The organism is Chitinimonas sp. (assembly GCF_041904975.1).
Lineage (GTDB): Bacteria > Pseudomonadota > Gammaproteobacteria > Burkholderiales > Chitinimonadaceae > Chitinimonas.
Genome location: NZ_JAYRLZ010000008.1, coordinates 1 through 20,219, shown reverse-complemented (window position 1 = coordinate 20,219; position 20,219 = coordinate 1). Strand labels below are relative to the sequence as shown.

Below are 20,219 nucleotides of genomic sequence, written 5' to 3'. Positions count from 1 at the left end.
CTGTTTCTGAATCATAGGCTGGATATATGGCAAGGTATGCGATTGGCGATGTGCAAGGATGTTTCCGGGAATTCATTGGCCTGCTCGAACGCATCGACTTCCGGGTGGAGCGGGATCGCCTGGTCTTGCTGGGCGATCTGGTCAATCGCGGCCCCGGCTCGCTCGAGGTATTGCGCTGGGTGCATGCGCATCGTGATGCCGTGGATTGTGTTCTGGGCAACCATGATCTGCACTTGCTGGCGCGCCACGCTGGCCATGGTACGGCCAAAGGGGGGGACACCCTGGATGAGGTTCTGGCCGCGCCCGATGCCGATGAATTGCTGACCTGGCTACGCCGGCAGCCCTTGGTGCGCCGTGACGGTGCTGATGTATTTGTGCACGCCGGCCTGTGGCCGACCTGGAGCAGCGACGACGCCCTGGCTTTGTCGGGCGAGGTATCGGCCGTACTCGCCTCTGCCGACTATGCCGAATTCCTGATGCAGATGTATGGCAACAAACCCACGCGCTGGAGCGACACGCTGGCAGGCGTCGAGCGCCTGCGCCTGGTGGTGAATATCTGCACCCGGATGCGCTTTCTCACCGACGATGGTGCGCTGGAGTACAAAAGCAAGGGCAAGGGTGGGAGCGGATTGCGCGCCTGGTTTGATGTGGCGCATGCCCGCCGCGAACGGGTGCTTTTCGGGCATTGGTCGGCGCTGGGGCTGGTGCAGCGCCCGGATGTCATCGCGCTCGATACCGGATGCGTATGGGGTGGCGCATTGACCGCCATTCGGCTTGATGATGGCGCGGTATTCCAGCAGCCGTCACAGCAGCCGAGGTTGCAAGAAGCAGACTAGCCGGCTTGTTCCGTGATCGCGTGGGCCGAAGGGGCGCTGCTGCGCGCGCACTCCCCGCGCACCACGCCGGCGATCTGTTGCTGCGCTTGCTGCGCCAGCTCCCGACGGTGGCGATGCGCCGCGTGTATGGCCGGCAAAAAGGTGAGGCTGACGGTAAGTCGAGGCTCGGCAATCAGGCGCCGGATGGAGTCGAGCAGGCTCATCTCGCCGATATAGGCGGCCGCATCGCTCGCCTGACCGTGTTGATCAAGATAGCGGATGGCGATCGGCAATACCTCTGCCTCGGCGTCGATGGCTGGCTGCAGTAGCGAGGCCTTGAATACCAGTACATCGCTGCCATCGCTGGTGCTGCCTTCCGGGAACACGGCGATGCAATCGCCGGCATGCAGTGCATGGGCGATCTGCTTGTTGATGCGCTTGGTGTCGTGACGCCGCTCGCGTGTCACGAACAAGGTGCCGGTGCGCGCGCACAGCCAACCCAGTACTGGCCAGCCGCGCACTTCCGATTTGGCGACAAAGCGCGACGTTGCCACCGCATTGATGGCAAAGATGTCCAGCCAGGATACGTGGTTGGCAACCACCAGGGTATTGCCGCGCTGCCCCGCCTCCGGAACGGGCCCGGCAACGCTGATATCCATGGCGAAAATACGGCACATGGTGTGCGACCAGCGATAGATGGCCGCGACCCGCCCGCTGGATGAGCGAAACGGAAACAGGAAGGTGGCTTCGAACAGGCCGACCATGATATGGATCAACAGCCGGCAGCAGCGCCAAATGCGGGTAAGGATGTGGGTCTTCATAGCGACAGGCCGGCAGTGTAACTGCTGCGGCTGCGGCCTGTCAGCGATTGCGGCGTGGTGTGGCAAACGTGATGCTTAATTGTCGGGCAGGAAATGGCGCGCGTAACGCGGATTGATGCGGCTCATCGGTAACAGGATGAACACATCGGCGGTGTTGAAGTCCGGGTCCCAGGCCGGGTCACCACACACGTAAGCGCCGGCCTTGAGGTAGCCCTTCAGCAGGGCAGGAATCGGTGCCTTGACGTTCTGGTCGAGCGCAGCCAGGGGCAGCGGGCAGCGCGGGAATACCCGCCATTCCACCGGTGACATGGCTTTTTCCTGCATCTGCCGGTAGATGCTTGCGGCCATGTGGCCGCCATCGACCATGCTGATGCTGCCGCAGCCGATCAGGTACTCGTAACCATTGCGAATCATATAGCTGGCCAAGCCTGCCCAGAGCATGGCAATGGTGGCACCGGTGCGGTAGTCCGGATGGACGCAGGAGCGGCCGATCTCTACCGTGTTGGCGCGGATATGCTGCAGGCGGGTCAGATCGAACTCCGACTCCGAGTAAAAGCTGCCAACCTTGACTGCTTGTGAGGGCGACAGGATGCGATAAGTGCCAACCACCTCGTTGCTTGCTTCATCGCGTACCAGCAAATGCTCGCAATAGGGGTCAAAGATATCGGCATCAATGCCGGCTTCGCGGCAATTGAGCTTGGCGCCCATTTCTTCACCGAATACCCGGTAGCGCAGAGCCTGGGCCGCCCTTACCTGATCTTCGGAAGTAGCAAGCGTGACGGAGAGTGTGGATTGCATATTGCGGGAGGGGCGTGCATCGACATCCAGCATGTACTTGACTCCAGTTAGAATCCATCGATTCAGGTCGTTAACGAGTCTAAGTTATCCAGAAGTCGTGACAGTTCAATGACCAAGTCTTTAACAAATTATTGCCAGCGGTCGGCAAGTTCGTTTTCGACAGCTTCGGTGAGTTCAAGCGGATTTCCGGCAATGACATAGCGGGAATCGGCCCAGCCGGCGATATCGTCCAGTTTGCAACGCTCACTACAAAAGGGGCGATAAGGATTGGCCGGATTCCATGGGGCGGATTGGCTGCATGTCGGGCAGCGCACCATGCGGGTCGGGCTGCTCATAGATTGCAAAAGGCCAGTTTGAATTCGATATCCTGATCCGCTTGGCGCGGGCGTTCGGATGTGGTGGCCGGCGTGACAAAGCGCACATTGATCGCATATTTGTTTGCCGACAGCTCGGGCACATAGGGGATCGATTCCGGTACCGATACCACCAGTAGCTGGACTGTCTTGCCGCCAGACATTTGCTGGAATGCACCGTCGCGCGCGACCATCTGAAACGCCTTGGCGCTGTCACGCAGAATCCGCAACACGATATCGATGCCATCCTTGATCGCAAGCATCGGCTCCAGCCACTGGCGTATCGATGCCTGCCGGTCGGCTACCGGGCGTTGCTGCCAGTAATGGTAGGAGGGCAGGTCAAACTCGCACACGCCGCCAGGTATTCCCGAGCGCTGCTTGATGGTCATCAGCCATTCGTTCTCGCGCAGGTGCTGGGCGAATTTGCCTGAGGGCTCCAGCAGGCGGGCATGGGTCTGCTCGATCTCGGTCAATACATGATCAAGCGCTTCTTCGGAGATTTGCGGATTGTCGCGCAGGTTTTCCAGCGCCTGACGCTGTCTTTCCAGCTCTTGCAGCAAATCTGATTTCAGATCGGCACGACTGGCGACTTCCATGATTTCAAACAGGCCCAGCAGGGCTGCATGGTGCTCGAGCGCATGTTGGCCATTGGCAAAATACGCGGTGCGATCATACAAATCCTCCAGCCGCAAAAGCGTTCGAATACGTTCGTTGACGGGGAATTCGTAGCTGATCACGATGGCCAGAGGGCTTGAGTCAATTTATCAGAGCGTGATTGTGCGCGATCTAGGCCAACTTTACAAACACCGTGGCCAGTCACGCGGCTTGGCTATATCGAACATAGCGGGCATGTAGTCTGTCGACTTCACTGGCCAGCGTCTGTGCGCTGCCTGAATTATCGAGAATATCGTCAGCAAGCTGATTGCGCTGCTCGCGGCGCAGTTGCGCATTCATAATGGCGGATATTGCGTCATCATCCAGTCCGCGCTCCCGAACGCGTTGTCGCTGCACCGCTTCCGGGCAGTCTATCACCAGAGAGCGATTGATCATCTCGCGATAGCTGCCGGTTTCAAACAGCAAGGGCACCATCAAAATGGCGTAGGCGTGTCTGATAGAAAGCTGCCGAATCTGCTGCTCGACTTCTGCCAGGATCAAGGGGTGGAACAGACCATTCAGTTTTGCACGGAGGTGATCATCGGCAAAAACTGCCTCGCGCAGTTTCGGCCGGTCGATACTGCCTGTGCCATCGAGGTAGTTAGTGCCGAAAAGCTTGGCTACACCTTCGGCGCCGGCTTGACCATTTGCACTCAATTGATGGGCGATCAAATCGGTATCGATAACCGGAACGCCGTTTGATTCAAACAAGCGAGCGACGGTGCTTTTCCCCGAACCAATGCCGCCGGTAAGTCCGATCAAATACATGGAAAATCAATTAGCCCCAGATCATTTGGGTGAGTGGCGTGCGCCAGACTAGGGTAATCAAGCCGGCAAGCGCCAGAAACGGGCCGAAAGGAATCGGATTGTCAAATCGCTTGCTTTTGATCGTAACAAAGGCAATGCCGACAATTGCCCCGACCAGCGACGAGGCAAGAATCACCAATGGCAGTGCCTGCCAGCCCAGCCAGGCACCCAATGCCGCCAGCAGTTTGAAGTCGCCATAGCCCATCCCTTCCTTGCCGGTGAGCAGCTTGAATAGCCAATAAATCGACCATAGGCTCAGGTAGCCAGCAACTGCGCCAATTACTGCGTGATTCAATGGGGCAAATGTACCGTTGATATTGATCAGCAGTCCGAGCCAGAGTAGTGGCAAGGTCAGGGAATCTGGCAATAAGTAGGTGTCGAGGTCGATAAAAAACAGGGCGATCAGAAACCAGCAAAATACGACCGCGCCAATACCACCCAGTGTGGGCCCGAACGAGGCAATGATCAGTGCGGACATTACACCCGTGATGAGTTCGACCAGCGGGTATCGTGCGGATATCGGAGCCTTGCAGTGATGGCATTTGCCGCGTAAAAAAATCCACGATACGACCGGAATATTGTCCATGGCACGAATAGGCGTACCACAGGTGGGGCAGGCTGACCGTGGGACCGCCAGGTTGTAGACCATTGCTGGTGCTGGCGACTCGGGGTTTTGATGGGCGGCACAGTCATGCTCGAATGCCAATTCCATCATTTTTGGCAGTCGATGAATGACGACATTCAAGAAGCTGCCAAAAATCAGTCCAAGTACAAAAAACAATACGATGGGAGCGAGGCTGGTCAAATCGACGAATCCCATTGCCTCAACCGCCCACCGCGGCGCCAAGTTTGAAGATCGGGAGGTACATTGCGATGATGATGCCGCCGATGATCGGCCCCAAGGTCATCATGATCATCGGTTCCATCAGACTGGTCAGCGCATCGACAGCTTCATCCACTTCCTGCTCGAAGAAGTCGGCGATCTTGCCGAGCATGGAGTCCAGCGCGCCAGACTCTTCGCCGATGGCGACCATTTGTAGCACCATCGACGGGAAAACTTCGCTGTTTTGCATGGCAACAGTCAGGCTTGTGCCGGTGCTGACCTCCATCTGGATCCGCTTGGTTGCATCCTGATAAATAATATTGCCGGACGCACCACCGACCGAGTCAAGTGCTTCTACCAGCGGTACGCCTGCCGCAAACATGGTCGACATGGTTCTGGTCCAGCGGGCGATCGTCGCCTTGCGGATAACCTCGCCGAATACCGGGAGCTTCAAAGCAAGTCGATCCAGTGCGATCTGGAATGGGCGGGAGCGCTTCTTCAATTGAATGAAGGTGTAAATGATACCGCCCAATGCACCGAAGATGGCCCACCAGTAATTGGTAAAAGCATCTGATATATCGATCACGACCTGGGTCGGGTAAGGTAGCGCGGCGCCGAAGCCTGAAAACAACTCTTTGAAGGCTGGAATAACGAAGATCATGATGACGGTGATGATGATCGCCGCGGCGACGATAATCGCAATCGGGTAGAACAGGGCTGATTTGATTTTCCCCTTGATCTGCAGGATTTTTTCTTTATATGTGGCTAATCGCTCCAGTAGCGTGTCGAGAATACCTGCCTGCTCACCGGCTTGAACCAGATTGCAAAAGAGCTGATCGAAATACAAAGGGTGCTTGCGAAATGCCTGATTCAGGCTGGCGCCTGTTTCCACGTCATTCTTGATGTCCAGCAGCAGTCTGGTAACGCTAGGATTGCTGTGGCCCTTTGCTACAATATCAAAGGCCTGCAGCAAGGGTACGCCCGAACGCATCATTACTGCGAGTTGACGGGTAAAAAAAGTGATGTCTTTTTCACTGATGCTTTTCCCGCCACCAGATGATCTTTTCTTGATCTTGGTAACATTGATCCCTTGGCGGCGAAGGTTGGCGCGTACCAGCGCATCGCCACCTGCGCGCATTTCACCCTTGAGTGTCTTGCCGGTTTTGTCCTTGCCTTCCCAGGAATAGGTGAATTCTTTTACTTGTGATTTTTTATCTTGGGCCATATTGTGGCTCCCTGGAAATTTTCAGGACTAGAGATTGGTAACGGCTTCGACTTCGGTAAGCGAAGTCAGGCCTTGTTTGACTTTTAGCAGGCCGGATTGGCGCAAATCCTTTACGCCTTCACGTTTGGCCTGGTCGGCAATATCGATCGACGTGCCCTGCGCCATAATGATGCGCTGCATTTCTTCCGAAATCGGCATCACCTGATAAATGCCTACCCGGCCCTTATAGCCGGTGCCCTTGCAAATATCGCAGCCGACAGGGCCATAAGGCTGCCAGCTTCCGTCCAGTTCTTCTTCGGCAAAGCCTGCCTGAAGCAGGGCTTCCTGCGGGATATCGACCGGCTTTTTGCAGGCAGAACACAGCCGCCGTGCCAGGCGCTGGCCGGTGATCAGGATGACCGAGGAGGCAATATTGAATGGCGCAATACCCATATTGAGCATGCGCGACAGCGTTGCCGGTGCATCGTTGGTATGCAGGGTAGAGAACACCATATGGCCGGTTTGTGCGGCCTTGATGGCGATGTCGGCGGTTTCCAGATCACGGATTTCACCGACCATGATGATGTCCGGATCTTGCCGCAGGAAGGATTTCAGAGCTGCCGAGAAAGTCAGGCCGGCCTTGTCGTTGACGTTGACCTGGTTGATGCCGGGCAGATTGATTTCGGCAGGGTCTTCTGCGGTGGAGATATTGATGCCGGGCTCATTGAGGATATTCAGGCAGGTATACAGCGATACAGTCTTGCCGGAGCCGGTCGGGCCGGTAACCAGCACCATGCCATAGGGGCGATGAACAGCGTCTAGCAGGGCGGCCTTCTGTTCCGGCTCATAACCCAAGGCGTCGATACCGAGGGTAGCGGAGCTCGGGTCGAGAATCCGCATACAGATTTTTTCGCCGAACAGGGTCGGCAGGGTCGATACCCGGAAGTCGATGGCGCGGGTGCGCGACAGCACCAGCTTCATGCGTCCATCTTGCGGGACGCGTTTTTCGGAAATGTCGAGTTTGGAAATCACCTTGATGCGCGAAGCGATCTTTTCCTTGATGGCTAGCGGCGGTTGCGCGACTTCGCGCAATACGCCGTCGATCCGGTAGCGGATGCGGTAGAACTTCTCGAAAGGCTCGAAGTGGATGTCGGAGGCGCCGCCATTGATGGCATCGAGCAGGATCTTCTGGATGTAGCGCACTACCGGCGCGTCATCGACTTCGGCGCTGGCATTGGCGGCTTCCTGGGCGGCAACCTCTTCCGCTTCATCACCGCCACCCAGATCGAGATCTTCCTGGTCGGCCGCCATTTCCTTGACATTGGCGCCGGATGCTTCGACCAGCTTGTCGATCAGCTGGCCAAGCTTGGGGTCCTCCACCACCACCGGTTCGATCATCGAGCCAGTCTGGAACTTGGCATCTTCCAATGCTTGCAGATTGGTCGGATCAGAAATGGCGACGAACAGCTTGGTACCGCGCTTGAACAGCGGCGCCACCCGGCGTGACTGCATCAGCTTGGCATCGAGCGCATTGGGCGGGATATAGGCGTGGTCAACCTGCGCCAGGTCAAGCAGCGGATAGCCAAAGGTATTGGCTGCAAACTCGGCCACTTCCAGACCGGTGAGCTTTTTGCTGGCAATCAACGCGGCGATGAAATTGCGATGGCTGCTCTGGGCTTGCTGATAGATGGCCTCAGCATCGGCATCGAGCAGCTTGCCTTGCTGAACCAGCGCCCTGGCGATACCAGGGAGTGAGGACGGTGCCTGCGCCATGATGTTGTCTTGAATCTCGAGTCGAATGCAGGGCTGAATGTATGGAGGCTGGCACAAATAATGCCTTTGTCAAGTTCGCCTGTAAAGGCGAAAAGGCGCGTCCATGCTTGGTTTGCGCTTAGCGATACAGCTTTACGCTCTTGATATTGCGGTCCTGGGTTTGCAGGATTTCCATACGAATGCCGGATATTTCCAGGCAGGTGGCGGCATCGGGAATGTCTTCAAAATACTCGAGTATCAGGCCGTTGAGCGTCTTCGGGCCTGCCAGCGGGAAGGGGGTGCCCAGCTTGCGATTCAGTTCGCGCAAGCTGGTCTTGCCATCCACCAGGATGCTGCCATCGTCCTGTGGCTTGATCTGCGTGCTGTAGCCCGGGGCGTTACTGGTGAACTCTCCCACCATCTGTTCCAGGATATCTTCCAGCGTAACCAGGCCGCGCAGTTCGCCATATTCATCGACGACCAGGCCTATGCGCCGATGGTTTTCCTGGAAGGCCTGCATCTGGGTGAATAGCGGGGTGCTGGCCGGGATGAAATAGGGCTCGCGTATCACCTCGCGCAGCCGTTCTATGCTGATGTCATCGAGGCTGGTGTTCAGGACTTTGCGGATATGCAACAGGCCCAGCACATTGTCCGGGTCGCCTTCGTACACAGGTAGCCGGGTGTGGTGGCAGGTGGCCAGCTGCCGGCGTACTTCGGCGATCGGCGCGCTCAGGTCGATTGCCTCGATGGCATGGCGCGGCACCATCACATCATCCACCGAAATGTTTTCCAGTTCGAACAGATTGACCAGGATGCTGTGGTGCTTCTTCTCGATAAAGTGGCCAGCTTCCAGCACCATCATGCGCAGTTCTTCGCGCGATAGCGGTGTGTGTTCACCGCTGGGGCGTTTGAGTCGCAACAAGTTCAGTAGGCCGCTTACAAACAGATTGACGAACCAGACTGCCGGGTAGAACAGCTTGAGCAGAAAGCTGAGCGGATAGCTGACGCCATAGGCGATCGGTTGTGGATAGGCGGCTGCCAGCACCTTGGGAACCGCCTCGCTGACTACCAGAATGGCAAATGCGACCAGCAAGGTGGCGATGCCCAGAGCGAATTCGTTACCCTCGAACAGTTTGGCGGTGATCAGCGTACAAAGTGTTGCGGAAAGGGTATTGATCAGGGTGTTGCCAAGGAGGATCACGCCGAGCAGTTTGTCGGTCTGCTTGAGCAGCAAGCCGGTGCGGATGGCGAGGCGGTTGCCTTCGCGTGCATGGCTGTTCAGGCGATAGCGATTGATCGCCATCATGGCTGTTTCGGAGGCGGAGAAAAACGCCGAGGTCAGCAGGCAGGCAACCAGGGCAAGCACCAGGGCCGATAAGGGGATCGCGTCCAAAATAGCTCGTCAAAAAACAGGAGTGCTGATTCTCGGCAGCGGCCGGGGGGCTGTCAAATGCGTCGGCGGCGATTCAGCCGGCGCGCTGCAGTACGATATCGAGCACAAAGCGGCTGCCTATATAGGCCAGCAGCAGGAAGGAAAATCCGGTCAGCGTGCCAATAGCGGCAGCGCGCCCCCGAAGGCCGCGGGCACGGCGCGCCCACAGCAAACCGCTGAATACCAGCCAGGCACTGACCGAAAACACCAGCTTGTGGTTCAGGCGGAACGGCGCGCCAAACAGCTCTTCGGTAAACAGGGTGCCAGTGGCCAGGGTGGCGGTGAGCAGGGCCAGGCCCAACGTCATGGTCAGAAATAGCAGCCGCTCAAGGGCGATCAGTGGCGGCAGCTGGCTCAGCAGGCTTTGTGCGGGGCGGTGCAGTTGGCGGTCGGCAACCCACATCAGTACTGCCAGGCCGGCGGTAACGGCAAAAAATGCATAGGCCAGCATGGCAATGGCAAAGTGCAATTGCATTAGCGGCGCGGCAAGCCAGGGGGTTGCGTGGCCAGCCGGAAGCAGCAGGGCGATAGCCTGGCTGGTGGTGGCGACCGGAATCAGGATCAGCTGCAACCCTTCGAGGCGCAAGGAGAATGCGGCGGTCCAGTAAATCAGGGTGGCTGACCAGGTAAGCAGGGCCAAGGCCTCGCTGGCGCCAAAATGAGGCTGTGTGCTCATCAGTGGCGCAAAAACCAGTGGTGCCTGGATCAATAGCAGCAGTCCGATGGCGGCGTGTTCGTGGCGCTGGGTATGGGCAGAGCGGCTGTCCGGCTGGCGGCGGCTGGTGATCAGCCATACAGCAAGGGCCAGGTAGCCCAGCCAGACCAGTGGGCCATAAAAAGACGGAGCATTTGTCATGGGACGGAATCTGGTGGAGCAAGTCAGGTAAACTTCGCGGCTTGAGTGTAACAGAGCACCGTTCGGTGCCGACCGAGAATCGCCCATGTTCGACAATCTGCAAAACCGCCTCTCCCATGTAGTCAAATCCCTGCGCGGCCATGCGCGGCTGACTGAAGACAATATTGCCGATGCCATGCGCGAGGTGCGCATGGCCCTGCTGGAGGCCGACGTGGCCTTGCCGGTGGTCAAGCAGTTTGTTGCCGACGTGAAGGAGCGGGCACTAGGCAAGGATGTGATGGGTAGCCTGACCCCGGGTCAGGCGGTGATCGGTGTGGTGCACGATGAGCTGAAAAAGCTGATGGGCGACCATAACGATGCACTCAATCTGGCAGCCGTGCCTCCCGCCATCGTGTTGATGGCAGGCTTGCAAGGTGCGGGTAAAACGACAACCACCGGCAAGCTGGCCAAGCGGCTCAAGGACGAGCTGAAGAAAAAAGTGCTGGTGGTGTCGGCCGACGTGTATCGCCCGGCGGCGATCGAGCAGCTCAAGCTGCTGGCGGGCCAGGTCGGGGCGGAATGGTTTCCGTCCGATCCCTCGCAGGCGCCGATCGATATTGCCCGCGCGGCGCTGGATCATGCCAAGCGGCATTTCTTTGATGTGCTGATTGTCGATACCGCCGGCCGCCTGGCGATCGACGAGGCGATGATGGCGGAAATCAAGCAGCTGCATGCAGCGCTCAATCCGGTGGAAACCCTGTTCGTGGTGGACGCCATGCAGGGCCAGGATGCGGTGAATACCGCACGCGCCTTCGGTGAGGCGCTGCCGCTGACCGGGGTGATCCTGACCAAGCTCGATGGCGATTCGCGCGGTGGTGCGGCGCTGTCGGTGCGTCATGTGACCGGCAAGCCGATCAAGTTCATCGGTGTCGGCGAAAAGGTCAATGGCCTCGAGCCCTTCCATCCGGAGCGCATGGCATCGCGGATTCTCGGCATGGGCGATGTGCTGTCGCTGATCGAGCAGGTGCAGCAGACGGTTGATGTGGAAGAGGCGGAAAAGCTGGCCAAGAAGATGAAGTCCGGCAAGGGCTTTGATCTGGAAGACTTCAAGCTGCAGCTGCAGCAGATGAAGAAGATGGGCGGCATGGCCGGCCTGATGGACAAGCTGCCCGGTATGGGGCAGATGAGCCAGGCCATGCAGGGGCCGGAGGCGGAAAAGGCGATGCGCCGCGTCGAGGGCATCATCAATTCCATGACGCCGCTGGAGCGCCGCAAACCCGAGTTGCTCAAGGCCAATCGCAAGCGGCGTATCGCGGCGGGTGCCGGGGTATCGGTGCAGGAGGTGAATCGCCTGCTCAAGCAGTTTGAAGATATGCAGAAAATGATGAAGCAGTTCTCCGGCAAGAATCTGTTCAAGATGATGAAGGGCATGAAGGGCATGCTGCCGGGCATGTGACGATCGATGGGCGCCGCTAATCGCTTGAGTTAAAAGTATTTCTTGCGTGTTGTTGGTCTGCGCGCTAACATCGCCCCCTTTTTCCGCCTTCCGACTTTCAGGAACAAACAAATGGTTGTGATTCGTCTTGCCCGTGGTGGCGCCAAAGATCGTCCGTTCTTCAACGTGATTGTGGCTGACAAGCGCTGCCGCCGTGACGGTCGCTTTATTGAACGCATCGGCTTCTACAACCCGGTTGCCAAAGAAGGCGAAGAAGGTCTGCGCATTGCCGCTGACCGTCTGAACCACTGGATCGGCAACGGCGCGCAGCTGGCTGACAGCGTCAAGAAGCTGGTCAAGCGTCTGCCTGCTTAATTGACTCTTTCCAAAGAGTCTGCTGTGGTGAAGTCCGCCGACCCCAAGCCGGCGCGTGCGCAACCCATCGACCCGTCCGCCGGCGTGCCGGCTGATCTGGTGCCGATGGGTTTTGTCGCAGGTGCTTTCGGTATCCGTGGCTGGGTAAAAGTGGTTGCCAGCACCGAGTTCAGCGACAGTCTGCTCGATTACGAGACTTGGTGGCTGGGCCGCGATGGTCAGTGGCGCGCTTATCAGGTCGAGGACAGCAATGTCCAGCCCAAGCAGTTGAGCGTCAAGCTGGCTGGTATCAGCGATCGCGACATCGCTTTTGCCATGAAGGGCATGACGGTGGCGGTGCCTCGCTCCCAGATGCCGGCCGCGGCCGAAGGTGAGTACTACTGGGCCGATCTGATCGGCTTGGCGGTGGTCAACCGGCAAGGCGAGCGCTTGGGTGTGGTCGAACAGCTGCTGGAAACCGGTGCGAATGATGTGCTGGTGGTCAAGGATGGCGCTGTGGAGCGCCTGGTGCCCTTTGTCGGCCCGGTAGTGGATACGGTGGATCTGGCCGCGCGGCAGATCACGGTCGACTGGGGCCTGGATTACTAAGGTGCGCTTTGACCTGGTAACGATCTTTCCCGCCATGTTCGAGGCGATTGCCGCGCATGGCATTACCCAGCGGGCGAAAGATCAGGGTTTGTTTGGTTTGCGCTGCTGGAATCCGCGAGATTTCGTCAGCGACAACTATCGTCGTGTCGATGATCGCCCCTACGGTGGCGGCCCCGGCATGGTGATGCTGCCACAGCCGCTTGAAGATGCCATTGCCGCTGCGCGACAAGCGCAACAGGCCGACGGCGTGGTCGAGCCGCGCGTCGTATACATGTCGCCGCAGGGTGCGCCCCTGTGCCATGCAATGGTGATGCGGCTGCTGGCCGAGCCCGGGCTGATTGTGCTGGCCGGCCGCTATGAAGGCATCGACGAGCGAGTGATTCAACGCCAGGTGGATGAGGAAATCTCCATCGGCGACTATGTGCTGTCGGGCGGCGAATTGCCGGCGATGGTGCTGATCGACGCCATCGTGCGTCAGCTGCCGGGCGTGCTGAACGACGCCGCTTCGGCGCAGGAAGACAGTTTTGTGGACGGGTTGCTCGATTGCCCGCATTACACCCGTCCCGAAGAATATCGCGGCATGATGGTTCCGGAAGTCCTGCTTTCGGGCAATCATGCGGCGATCAGGCGTTGGCGCCTGAAGGAAGCGCTGGGTCGCACCTGGTTGCGTCGCCCGGAGCTTCTGAAAGACCGCCAACTGACAAAAGAGGAAGCTCGGCTTCTGCGCGAATTCCAGTCCGAACAGGATCTGCAGCCGCGTCATCCCGAGTCGTGAACATGGCGCGCAAGCGCAGACACGATTCGCAGAAGGAACAAGCTTCACAACTGGAGTATTGACGATGGATCTCATCGCAAAGCTGGAACAAGAAGAAATCGCCCGTCTGGGCAAGACCATTCCCGAATTCGCCCCTGGTGACACCGTCATCGTTCAGGTGAAGGTAAAGGAAGGTAACCGTGAACGTCTGCAGGCTTACGAAGGCGTGGTGATCGCCAAGCGTAACCGTGGCCTGAACAGCTCCTTCATCGTCCGCAAGATTTCGTCGGGCGAAGGCGTTGAGCGTACCTTCCAGACCTACTCGCCGCTGGTGGCTTCGGTTGAAGTGAAGCGCCGTGGTGATGTGCGTCGTGCCAAGCTGTACTACCTGCGCGATCGCTCGGGCAAGTCTGCTCGCATCAAGGAAAAGCTGCCGGCACGCAAGACTGTGGCTGCTGCACAGTAATTTGCAGGCTGCCTGTCTGGCTGAAAACGCGAGTACCGCAAGGTGCTCGCGTTTTTTATTGCGCTGGCGCTGCCGCATAATGGCGCGATGAGCACTGCAATGACCGCCGATACCGATCGTATCGATACCTTTATTGATGCTGCCTGGCTCGCCAATGGCTGGAGCGAGCACACCGCCAATAGTTATCGCCGTGATTTGCAGCAGTGGGCGGCCTGGCTGGCCGGGCACGAGCTGGACAGCTTTGCTGCCAGTGCGGATGCGGTGCGCGATTTCCTTGCGCAGATGGCGGCCCAATATGAGGCGGCCGCCAATCTGCAAGAGCCGCAAAAGCGCCAGCTAGCCCCGCTGGCACGTGGCAAGAATGCGGCATCGCGGGCGCGCTTGCTGTCGGCCCTGCGTAGTTATTACCGTTACTGGCTGGATGAAGAGATTTTGGATGCCGACCCGACCGTTGATCTCGACGGGCCGCGCCTGAATCGCCCCTTGCCCAAGGTATTGTCCGAGGCGGAAATCGAATCGCTCTTGGCGGCGCCCGATCGCGATACTGCGCTGGGCGTGCGTGATGCGGCCATGTTCGAGCTGATGTATGCGACCGGTTTGCGCGTGTCGGAGCTGGTCGCTTTGCCAATGGCGGCGATCGGCCTCAATGAAGGGGTGATCCGCATCGAGCATGGCAAGGGCGACAAGACGCGCCTGGTTCCCTTGGGTGATATGGCGCAGCTGGCATTTCAGCGCTATCTGCAGGACAGCCGCCCGGTGCTGCTGGGCGGGTGCGCCCATCCGGTGGCGTTTTTGAATGGTCGCGGCGAGCCGATGACCCGGCAAGGCTTCTGGCATATCGTCAAAGGCTATGCGGCGCGTGCCGGCATTGCCGCCAACCGCCTCAGCCCCCATGTACTGCGCCACGCCTTTGCCACCCATCTGGTCAACCACGGTGCCGATTTGCGGGTGGTGCAGCTGCTGCTTGGCCACGCCGATATCACCACCACGCAGATCTATACCCATGTCGCCAAGACCCGCCTGGCGGCGCTGCATGCGCAGCATCATCCGCGAGGTTGAATGAAAAAGCCCGCAGCAGCGGGCTTGTACAGGCGAGGCGAGGTGCAGCTCCGGGCTACTTCTTCAGGCATTCGGACATAAAGGCTTTACGCTCATCGCCCTTCTTGCCGACCGCTTCCTTATTGCATGCCTTCATCTTGTCTTGCTGGCTCATCGCCTTATTGCTGTCCGCGGCCTTGTCCAGCGGCTTTTCGGCGGGCTTGTCCGCCGGCTTGTCGGCAGCGGCTGCAGCCTGGCCCTTCAGGCAGCTCGACATGAACTGCTTGCGCTCATCGCCCTTCTTGCCAGTGGCTTCCTTATTGCAGGCTTTCATTTTTTCCTGCTGTGGCGTGGCCGGTTTGGCTTCATCAGCGGCGTGGGCAAGACCGAGGCTGGCGACAAGGGCAAAGGCGATGGCGAAACGTTGCATGAGTCACTCCTGATGCGGTTAGGGGAAAAGACGCCACGAGTGTAGGCGAGGGCGCCATGGGCGGCAAACCGGCGCAGGGCCTGTGCTAAAATCGCGCGCTTAATTGATATCAACCCTGCGAGAGGTTTCAGCATGGCCGGCCATAGCAAATGGGCAAATATTCAACACCGCAAGGGTCGTCAGGACGCCAAACGCGGGCAACTGTTCACCCGACTGATCAAGGAAATCACCGTCGCGGCCAAGCTCGGTGACCCGGACCCCAATACCAACCCACGCCTGCGCCTGGCGGTGGACAAGGCGCTCGGCGCCAATATGCCCAAGGACAATATCCAGCGCGCCATCGATCGCGGCGCCGGCAATCTGGAAGGCGTCGACTATATCGAAACCCGCTACGAAGGCTATGGCATCGGTGGCGCGGCGGTGATGGTCGATTGCATGACCGACAACAAGACCCGTACCGTTGCCGATGTGCGCCATGCTTTTTCCAAATACGGCGGCAATATGGGCACCGACGGCTGCGTCGCTTTCCAGTTCAAGCACTGCGGCTATTTGATCTACGCCCCCGGCACCAATGAAGATGCCCTGATGGAAGCGGCACTGGAAGCCGGCGCTGATGATGTGCTGACCAATGACGACGGCTCGATCGAAGTGATCACGCCGCCCTATGAATTCGTCAATATCAAGGAAACGCTGGAAAAAGCCGGTTTCAAGGCGGAAATGGGCGAAGTCACCATGAAGCCGGGTACCGAAACGGTGCTGAGCGGCGATGACGCGATCAAGATGCAAAAGCTGATCGATGCATTGGAAAGCCTCGATGATGTGCAAGAGGTTTATACCTCTGCCGTGATGGATGAGTAATTGAGTAGCAGGCCGGCATTTGCCGGCCTTTGTATTTGCCAGCCCGGTATTGATGCGCCAGGAACGGTAGGTGCGGCCCCAGCCGCGAAAACACGGGTTTTCAAGCCAGTGTTTCTACACACCATGGCCCAAGCCTGTTATCCGCCGGGGTAATGCCTTCACTGAAAGGTGCCATGACGCTACGCAGCCTGCACACACGCCTCGGCAAATTTTCCTATGTGCACTGGTTCTTGCTGGCAACCGTGCTGGTGGTGCTGGACTATGCCTGGCTGGCTGCGACTACCGTGGTCGACCAGCGCGGCGGTGACGTGCTGCTACGCCTGCAGGCCGCCGGGCGGCCGGCGAGTGAACAGGTGGTGGTGGTCGATATCGACCAGCGCTCGCTGGAAGAAATGAATGCGCAGGCAGGCAGCTGGCCGTGGCCGCGCTCGGTCCATGCCGAGTTGATCGACTACCTGGCGCGGCAAAAGCCGCAGGCCATCGTGTTCGATTTTCATTTCAACGAGCCGGATATCTTCCGGCCCGAGCATGACCAGCTGTTTGCCGACGCGGTTGCCGCACAAAGCAATGTCTATCTGGCCATGGCGCTGGCCGATAGCGGCCTCGGCGGACCGGTGGCGCAGCTGCCGGCTTCGGTCGGCGCTCAGCCGGGGCCGGCCGCCCGGAAGGATGCGCGCATTCCCCTGTTGCTGCCGCTGGTGATGCTGCAGTACAAACACCCGGAAGCCATGCGCGGTGGCTTGATCAATTACGCTGAAGACAGCGACCGGGTCGGTCGCCACTACTATCTTTACCGCGAGCGCGATGGCTGGCGCTTTCCGTCGATGCCGGCACGCTTGGCCCGCGACTTTGGCTGGCAGGCGCCATCGGGCGAGCAATATCTGCTCAACTGGCGGCATGCGTGGCGCCATATCTCCTATGCCGACCTGTATCAGGATGCGCAAAGGGAAAAACCACAACGGCCAGCCAATGAGTTTGCCGGCAAGGTGGTGCTGATCGGCACCGCAGCGCCGGGTTTGCAGGATTTGCGCATAACGCCCTTGGCCAGCGTCTATCCGGCGGTCGATATCCTGGCGACCGCCATCGACAATCTGCGCGCTGGAGACTGGCTGAACCAGCCGCCGCGCATCGTGGCGCTGCCACTGGTGCTGCTGTTATTGCTGGTGCTGACCCTGGCGTTTCGTGCCGGCCTTAATGCCACCCGTATTGCACTGGCACTGCTGTTGTTCACCGCACTTGCCTGGCTGGCCGCCTGGCTTGCGTTGCGTCAGGGCTGGCTGCTGCCGCTATTTGCGCCCTTTGCCTTCGCCTGGGGCTTTTTCTGGCTATGCGCCTTGCTCGCCTATCTGGCCGAGCGCGCACAGCGCGAGCAGGCGGTGGGCATGTTCGGTCGTTTCCTCGATCCGCGCGTGGTAGGCGACCTGGTGGCGCGTGGCGAAATCAATGCCGACCTCAACGCAGAAAGCCGCGATGTGACCGTGCTGTTTTCCGATATCCGCGGCTTTACCAGCCTGTCGGAAACGCGCACGCCGCAGGCGATTGTGTCGCTGCTGAACCGCTATTTTTCTACCCAGGTGGAAATCATCTTCCGTCATGGCGGCACCCTCGATAAATTCATCGGCGATGCGATCATGGCGTTCTGGGGCGCGCCGGTGGGCGACCCCGACCATGCCCGCCATGCCATCGCCGCCGCCATCGAGATGTCGCAGGCGCTGGAACGCTTCAAGGCAGAGCTCACCGACTTGGGCCAGGATTTCGATATCGGCATCGGCCTCAATTCTGGCCCGGCGGTGATCGGCTTTATCGGCTCGCAAGACCGCCTCGATTACACGGCGATTGGCGATACGGTCAATCTCGCCAGCCGCATCGAAGGGCAAACCAAGGGCATTGCCCGAGTGCTGGTGTCGGAAAGCACCCGGCAAGCGGCCGGCGAGGTGTTCCAATACCGCGACTGCGGCGAGCATCATGTAAAGGGACGCGAACAGCTGGTACGCTTGTTCGAACCCACCTTGCAAACCGGTCAGACCGCGTCTGACCATTGATAAGTGAGCTCAAACTTCAAGGAGCGCAACAATGAAGCGAAGTTGGTGGATTGGATTGGCCCTGGTGGCAAGTGCGCAGGCGGCCGAAATGGGTACGGTGCTGAAAGCCAGCGAACTCAAGCAAAAGCCGTTCAGCGATGCCGCCAAGGTGGCCGAGGTGGGCGACAAAACCTCGGTGGAAATCGTGACGCGCCAAGGCGCGTGGATACAGGTCAAAACCCGCGATGGTCAAGCGGGCTGGCTGAAGATGCTCAATGTGCGCACCGGCAGCGGCGAAACCAAGAGCGATGGCGGCGGCGGCCTGCTGGCCGGGGTGTCGCTGTTCAAGACCGGCAGTTCCGGTACCACGGTCACCACGGGCGTCAAGGGACTGTCTGAGGATGATCTGCGCAATGCCCAGCCCAATCCGGCCGAGCTGGCCAAGCTCGATGGCTATGCCAGCAGCAGCGATGAGGCGGCGAAGTTTGCCAAGGCTGGCAAATTGTCTGCCAACCGTGATCTGGCCTATCTCGCCAAGAGCGACAAGAACCGCTAGGAGCGCATTGTGAATAAATTGCAAAAATGGCTATCACTGGTAGCGCTCGCCCTGGCTGTGGATGTGCAGGCTTTCGATCTGGGCAATCTGCAAAAGGCACTGGAAATCGGCAAGAAGGCGGTCGATGCCAATAAGGAAATCGGCGAAGCCGAAGAAGTGGAAATCGGTGCCGGCATTGCCTCCAATCTGCTTGGTGCTGCCCCCTTGGTCAAAGATGCGGAATTGCAGCGCTATGTAAACCGCATCGGCACCTGGCTGGCCAGCCAGACCGAGCGCAGCGGCCTGAAATGGCATTTCGCGGTGATCGACAGCCCGAATATCAATGCCTTTGCCATGCCCGGCGGCTACATCTTTATCACCAAGGGCCTGTTCGATCGCTTGCGCAATGAGTCGGAGCTGGCTGGCGTACTGGCGCACGAAATTTCCCACACCCTGCAAAAGCACCATCTGAAAGCGATCCAGGGCGGCATGGGGCGCGAGGCTCTGGGCGATCTGGCCCAGGCGGTGGCCGATAAAAAAGGCTCGCGCGACAGCCAGCTGTTGAGCAAGGCATTCAAGGCCGGCACCGAGCTGTATGCACGTGGTCTGGACAAGGGCGATGAGTTCGAGGCCGACCGCATGGGCGTCGTTATCGCCGCCCGTGGTGGCTACAGTCCCTATGGTCTGGTTGGCGTATTGCAGACGCTGGGTGAAATCCCCACCGATGGCGCCTTCGCCCTGATGTTCAAGACCCACCCCACCCCGTCCGCCCGCCTTGATGAACTTGGCGCCGCGATGGGCGATCGTTTCGATGGTCTGGAAAAGACGGTGGACGATGTGCCGCGCTTTGCCAAGATGAAGCATTGATCGTATTTCTATTGATGCTGCGAAGTTGAGCTGATCGATTGGTCAGCAACAAGGGCGCCGAAGGCGCCCTTGTCTATTTGTTCGATCTGGCGGCGCGATATTGCGCTCGCCGGAGCCGCTTCTGCTTGGCCAGTGAGCCAGTTCACAGCTTGAGTCAGCGCAGCGGTGAATAATGCCCTTGGCGGCAAAATGGCTCGACGTGCCGGGTGTGGTTCACCAGAATGCCGGGCCGGCATCTGGCCTGGATGGTAAGGCGATCTGGCGGGGGAGTAGAGATGAAATCACGGTTGATAAGGCAAAACATAATGATGCGATTCACCACCTTGGGTAGATTGCTTGTATACCTGACCGCCACGGCAATGGCGGCCGGCTTGCAACTGGCATGGGCAGACGGAACCTGGCAGCAGGGCAGTGGTTTGAGTGGCTTGAGCGGTGCTGCAAGCGGTAGTGTGGCGGGTGATGCGGCAGGCAATCTGTATGTGGCGACCGATGTGGGTATCTATAAAAGCAGCGATGCCGGGGCGAGCTGGTCGGCGGCGTTTGACGGCTTGAGCGGCG

Annotated in this window: 23 protein-coding genes; 12 read left to right on the top strand and 11 right to left on the bottom strand. The window is 58.9% G+C overall.

Annotation, left to right across the window (positions count from 1 at the left end; all coding sequences use genetic code 11):
• Positions 1–26: 26 nt before the first annotated feature.
• Positions 27–836: a symmetrical bis(5'-nucleosyl)-tetraphosphatase gene (locus ACE3OH_RS01595; protein WP_374347563.1), complete on the top strand. Its 810-nt coding sequence runs from the start codon at positions 27–29 to the stop codon at positions 834–836.
• Here the strand turns inward: ACE3OH_RS01595 and ACE3OH_RS01590 are convergent.
• The 10 genes from ACE3OH_RS01590 to ACE3OH_RS01545 all read right to left on the bottom strand — a co-directional run bounded on the left by ACE3OH_RS01590 (position 833) and on the right by ACE3OH_RS01545 (position 10,315).
• A complete protein-coding gene (locus ACE3OH_RS01590) occupies positions 833–1,636 on the bottom strand; it encodes a lysophospholipid acyltransferase family protein (RefSeq protein WP_374347561.1) in 804 nt (267 codons plus the stop codon). The genes ACE3OH_RS01595 and ACE3OH_RS01590 overlap by 4 nt on opposite strands.
• Before the next feature lie 75 nt (positions 1,637–1,711).
• Entirely contained in the window at positions 1,712–2,467 is a 756-nt protein-coding gene (locus tag ACE3OH_RS01585) for a GNAT family N-acetyltransferase (protein ID WP_374347559.1), read from the bottom strand.
• Positions 2,468–2,562: 95 nt separating this feature from the next.
• Positions 2,563–2,769: a DNA gyrase inhibitor YacG gene (locus tag ACE3OH_RS01580; RefSeq protein WP_374347558.1), complete on the bottom strand. Its 207-nt coding sequence runs from the start codon at positions 2,767–2,769 to the stop codon at positions 2,563–2,565.
• The gene (zapD, locus tag ACE3OH_RS01575; RefSeq protein WP_374347555.1) at positions 2,766–3,524 is read right to left on the bottom strand and encodes a cell division protein ZapD; all 759 of its coding nucleotides are present in this window, start codon (positions 3,522–3,524) and stop codon (positions 2,766–2,768) included. Before zapD ends, ACE3OH_RS01580 begins: the two co-directional genes overlap by 4 nt.
• 79 nt (positions 3,525–3,603) lie before the next feature.
• A complete protein-coding gene (gene coaE, locus ACE3OH_RS01570; protein ID WP_374347553.1) occupies positions 3,604–4,209 on the bottom strand; it encodes a dephospho-CoA kinase in 606 nt (201 codons plus the stop codon).
• A 10-nt stretch (positions 4,210–4,219) separates the two neighbouring features.
• Positions 4,220–5,068 carry an A24 family peptidase gene (locus ACE3OH_RS01565; protein WP_374347550.1) on the bottom strand — a complete coding sequence of 283 codons (849 nt, stop codon included), beginning with the start codon at positions 5,066–5,068 and terminating at the stop codon, positions 4,220–4,222.
• A 4-nt stretch (positions 5,069–5,072) separates the two neighbouring features.
• Positions 5,073–6,296 carry a type II secretion system F family protein gene (locus ACE3OH_RS01560; protein WP_374347548.1) on the bottom strand — a complete coding sequence of 408 codons (1,224 nt, stop codon included), beginning with the start codon at positions 6,294–6,296 and terminating at the stop codon, positions 5,073–5,075.
• 27 nt (positions 6,297–6,323) lie between these two features.
• Entirely contained in the window at positions 6,324–8,048 is a 1,725-nt protein-coding gene (gene pilB, locus ACE3OH_RS01555) for a type IV-A pilus assembly ATPase PilB (RefSeq protein ID WP_374347546.1), read from the bottom strand.
• A 118-nt stretch (positions 8,049–8,166) separates the two neighbouring features.
• A complete protein-coding gene (locus ACE3OH_RS01550) occupies positions 8,167–9,420 on the bottom strand; it encodes an HlyC/CorC family transporter (RefSeq protein WP_374347544.1) in 1,254 nt (417 codons plus the stop codon).
• A 73-nt stretch (positions 9,421–9,493) separates the two neighbouring features.
• Complete coding sequence (locus ACE3OH_RS01545) at positions 9,494–10,315, bottom strand: inner membrane protein YpjD (RefSeq protein ID WP_374347542.1); 822 nt, start codon at positions 10,313–10,315, stop codon at positions 9,494–9,496.
• 85 nt (positions 10,316–10,400) lie between these two features.
• On the opposite strand from ACE3OH_RS01545, the gene ffh reads away from it, so the two are divergent.
• The 6 genes from ffh (at position 10,401) to xerD (ending at position 14,971) form a co-directional block, all read left to right on the top strand.
• A complete protein-coding gene (gene ffh / locus ACE3OH_RS01540) occupies positions 10,401–11,750 on the top strand; it encodes a signal recognition particle protein (protein WP_374347539.1) in 1,350 nt (449 codons plus the stop codon).
• 111 nt (positions 11,751–11,861) lie between these two features.
• Positions 11,862–12,104 carry a 30S ribosomal protein S16 gene (gene rpsP, locus ACE3OH_RS01535; protein ID WP_374347602.1) on the top strand — a complete coding sequence of 81 codons (243 nt, stop codon included), beginning with the start codon at positions 11,862–11,864 and terminating at the stop codon, positions 12,102–12,104.
• Positions 12,105–12,131: 27 nt separating this feature from the next.
• A complete protein-coding gene (rimM, locus tag ACE3OH_RS01530) occupies positions 12,132–12,692 on the top strand; it encodes a ribosome maturation factor RimM (RefSeq protein WP_374347537.1) in 561 nt (186 codons plus the stop codon).
• A 1-nt stretch (position 12,693) separates the two neighbouring features.
• Complete coding sequence (gene trmD / locus ACE3OH_RS01525; protein WP_374347535.1) at positions 12,694–13,467, top strand: tRNA (guanosine(37)-N1)-methyltransferase TrmD; 774 nt, start codon at positions 12,694–12,696, stop codon at positions 13,465–13,467.
• 64 nt (positions 13,468–13,531) lie between these two features.
• Complete coding sequence (rplS, locus tag ACE3OH_RS01520; protein WP_374347533.1) at positions 13,532–13,912, top strand: 50S ribosomal protein L19; 381 nt, start codon at positions 13,532–13,534, stop codon at positions 13,910–13,912.
• Positions 13,913–14,011: 99 nt separating this feature from the next.
• On the top strand, positions 14,012–14,971 hold the full coding sequence (gene xerD / locus ACE3OH_RS01515) for a site-specific tyrosine recombinase XerD (protein ID WP_374347531.1): 960 nt from the start codon (positions 14,012–14,014) through the stop codon (positions 14,969–14,971).
• 55 nt (positions 14,972–15,026) lie between these two features.
• Here xerD and ACE3OH_RS01510 read toward each other — a convergent pair whose 3' ends face one another.
• The gene (locus ACE3OH_RS01510; RefSeq protein WP_374347529.1) at positions 15,027–15,380 is read right to left on the bottom strand and encodes a PsiF family protein; all 354 of its coding nucleotides are present in this window, start codon (positions 15,378–15,380) and stop codon (positions 15,027–15,029) included.
• Positions 15,381–15,512: 132 nt separating this feature from the next.
• Here ACE3OH_RS01510 and ACE3OH_RS01505 point away from each other — a divergent pair, with 132 nt between their 5' ends.
• The 5 genes from ACE3OH_RS01505 to ACE3OH_RS01485 form a co-directional block, all read left to right on the top strand.
• A complete protein-coding gene (locus ACE3OH_RS01505; RefSeq protein ID WP_374347527.1) occupies positions 15,513–16,238 on the top strand; it encodes a YebC/PmpR family DNA-binding transcriptional regulator in 726 nt (241 codons plus the stop codon).
• A 173-nt stretch (positions 16,239–16,411) separates the two neighbouring features.
• Positions 16,412–18,280: a CHASE2 domain-containing protein gene (locus ACE3OH_RS01500; protein WP_374347525.1), complete on the top strand. Its 1,869-nt coding sequence runs from the start codon at positions 16,412–16,414 to the stop codon at positions 18,278–18,280.
• A gap of 31 nt (positions 18,281–18,311) precedes the next feature.
• The gene (locus tag ACE3OH_RS01495) at positions 18,312–18,815 is read left to right on the top strand and encodes a hypothetical protein (RefSeq protein ID WP_374347523.1); all 504 of its coding nucleotides are present in this window, start codon (positions 18,312–18,314) and stop codon (positions 18,813–18,815) included.
• A 9-nt stretch (positions 18,816–18,824) separates the two neighbouring features.
• Positions 18,825–19,661, top strand: a complete 837-nt coding sequence (locus ACE3OH_RS01490; RefSeq protein ID WP_374347521.1) for a M48 family metalloprotease — start codon at positions 18,825–18,827, stop codon at positions 19,659–19,661.
• A gap of 305 nt (positions 19,662–19,966) precedes the next feature.
• The coding region (locus ACE3OH_RS01485) for a hypothetical protein (protein WP_374347519.1) at positions 19,967–20,219 on the top strand (253 nt) is incomplete at its 3' end.

What these genes read in the sequence shown, in the direction of transcription:
- ACE3OH_RS01595 (WP_374347563.1), top strand. Translation starts at nt 27, where the DNA reads ATGGCAAGGTATGCGATTGGCGATGTGCAAGGATGTTTCCGGGAATTC.
- ACE3OH_RS01590 (WP_374347561.1), bottom strand. Translation starts at nt 1,636, where the DNA reads ATGAAGACCCACATCCTTACCCGCATTTGGCGCTGCTGCCGGCTGTTG.
- ACE3OH_RS01585 (WP_374347559.1), bottom strand. Translation starts at nt 2,467, where the DNA reads ATGCTGGATGTCGATGCACGCCCCTCCCGCAATATGCAATCCACACTC.
- ACE3OH_RS01580 (WP_374347558.1), bottom strand. Translation starts at nt 2,769, where the DNA reads ATGAGCAGCCCGACCCGCATGGTGCGCTGCCCGACATGCAGCCAATCC.
- coaE (WP_374347553.1), bottom strand. Translation starts at nt 4,209, where the DNA reads ATGTATTTGATCGGACTTACCGGCGGCATTGGTTCGGGGAAAAGCACC.
- ACE3OH_RS01565 (WP_374347550.1), bottom strand. Translation starts at nt 5,068, where the DNA reads ATGGGATTCGTCGATTTGACCAGCCTCGCTCCCATCGTATTGTTTTTT.
- ACE3OH_RS01560 (WP_374347548.1), bottom strand. Translation starts at nt 6,296, where the DNA reads ATGGCCCAAGATAAAAAATCACAAGTAAAAGAATTCACCTATTCCTGG.
- pilB (WP_374347546.1), bottom strand. Translation starts at nt 8,048, where the DNA reads ATGGCGCAGGCACCGTCCTCACTCCCTGGTATCGCCAGGGCGCTGGTT.
- ACE3OH_RS01545 (WP_374347542.1), bottom strand. Translation starts at nt 10,315, where the DNA reads ATGACAAATGCTCCGTCTTTTTATGGCCCACTGGTCTGGCTGGGCTAC.
- ffh (WP_374347539.1), top strand. Translation starts at nt 10,401, where the DNA reads ATGTTCGACAATCTGCAAAACCGCCTCTCCCATGTAGTCAAATCCCTG.
- rpsP (WP_374347602.1), top strand. Translation starts at nt 11,862, where the DNA reads ATGGTTGTGATTCGTCTTGCCCGTGGTGGCGCCAAAGATCGTCCGTTC.
- rplS (WP_374347533.1), top strand. Translation starts at nt 13,532, where the DNA reads ATGGATCTCATCGCAAAGCTGGAACAAGAAGAAATCGCCCGTCTGGGC.
- xerD (WP_374347531.1), top strand. Translation starts at nt 14,012, where the DNA reads ATGACCGCCGATACCGATCGTATCGATACCTTTATTGATGCTGCCTGG.
- ACE3OH_RS01510 (WP_374347529.1), bottom strand. Translation starts at nt 15,380, where the DNA reads ATGCAACGTTTCGCCATCGCCTTTGCCCTTGTCGCCAGCCTCGGTCTT.
- ACE3OH_RS01505 (WP_374347527.1), top strand. Translation starts at nt 15,513, where the DNA reads ATGGCCGGCCATAGCAAATGGGCAAATATTCAACACCGCAAGGGTCGT.
- ACE3OH_RS01500 (WP_374347525.1), top strand. Translation starts at nt 16,412, where the DNA reads ATGACGCTACGCAGCCTGCACACACGCCTCGGCAAATTTTCCTATGTG.
- ACE3OH_RS01495 (WP_374347523.1), top strand. Translation starts at nt 18,312, where the DNA reads ATGAAGCGAAGTTGGTGGATTGGATTGGCCCTGGTGGCAAGTGCGCAG.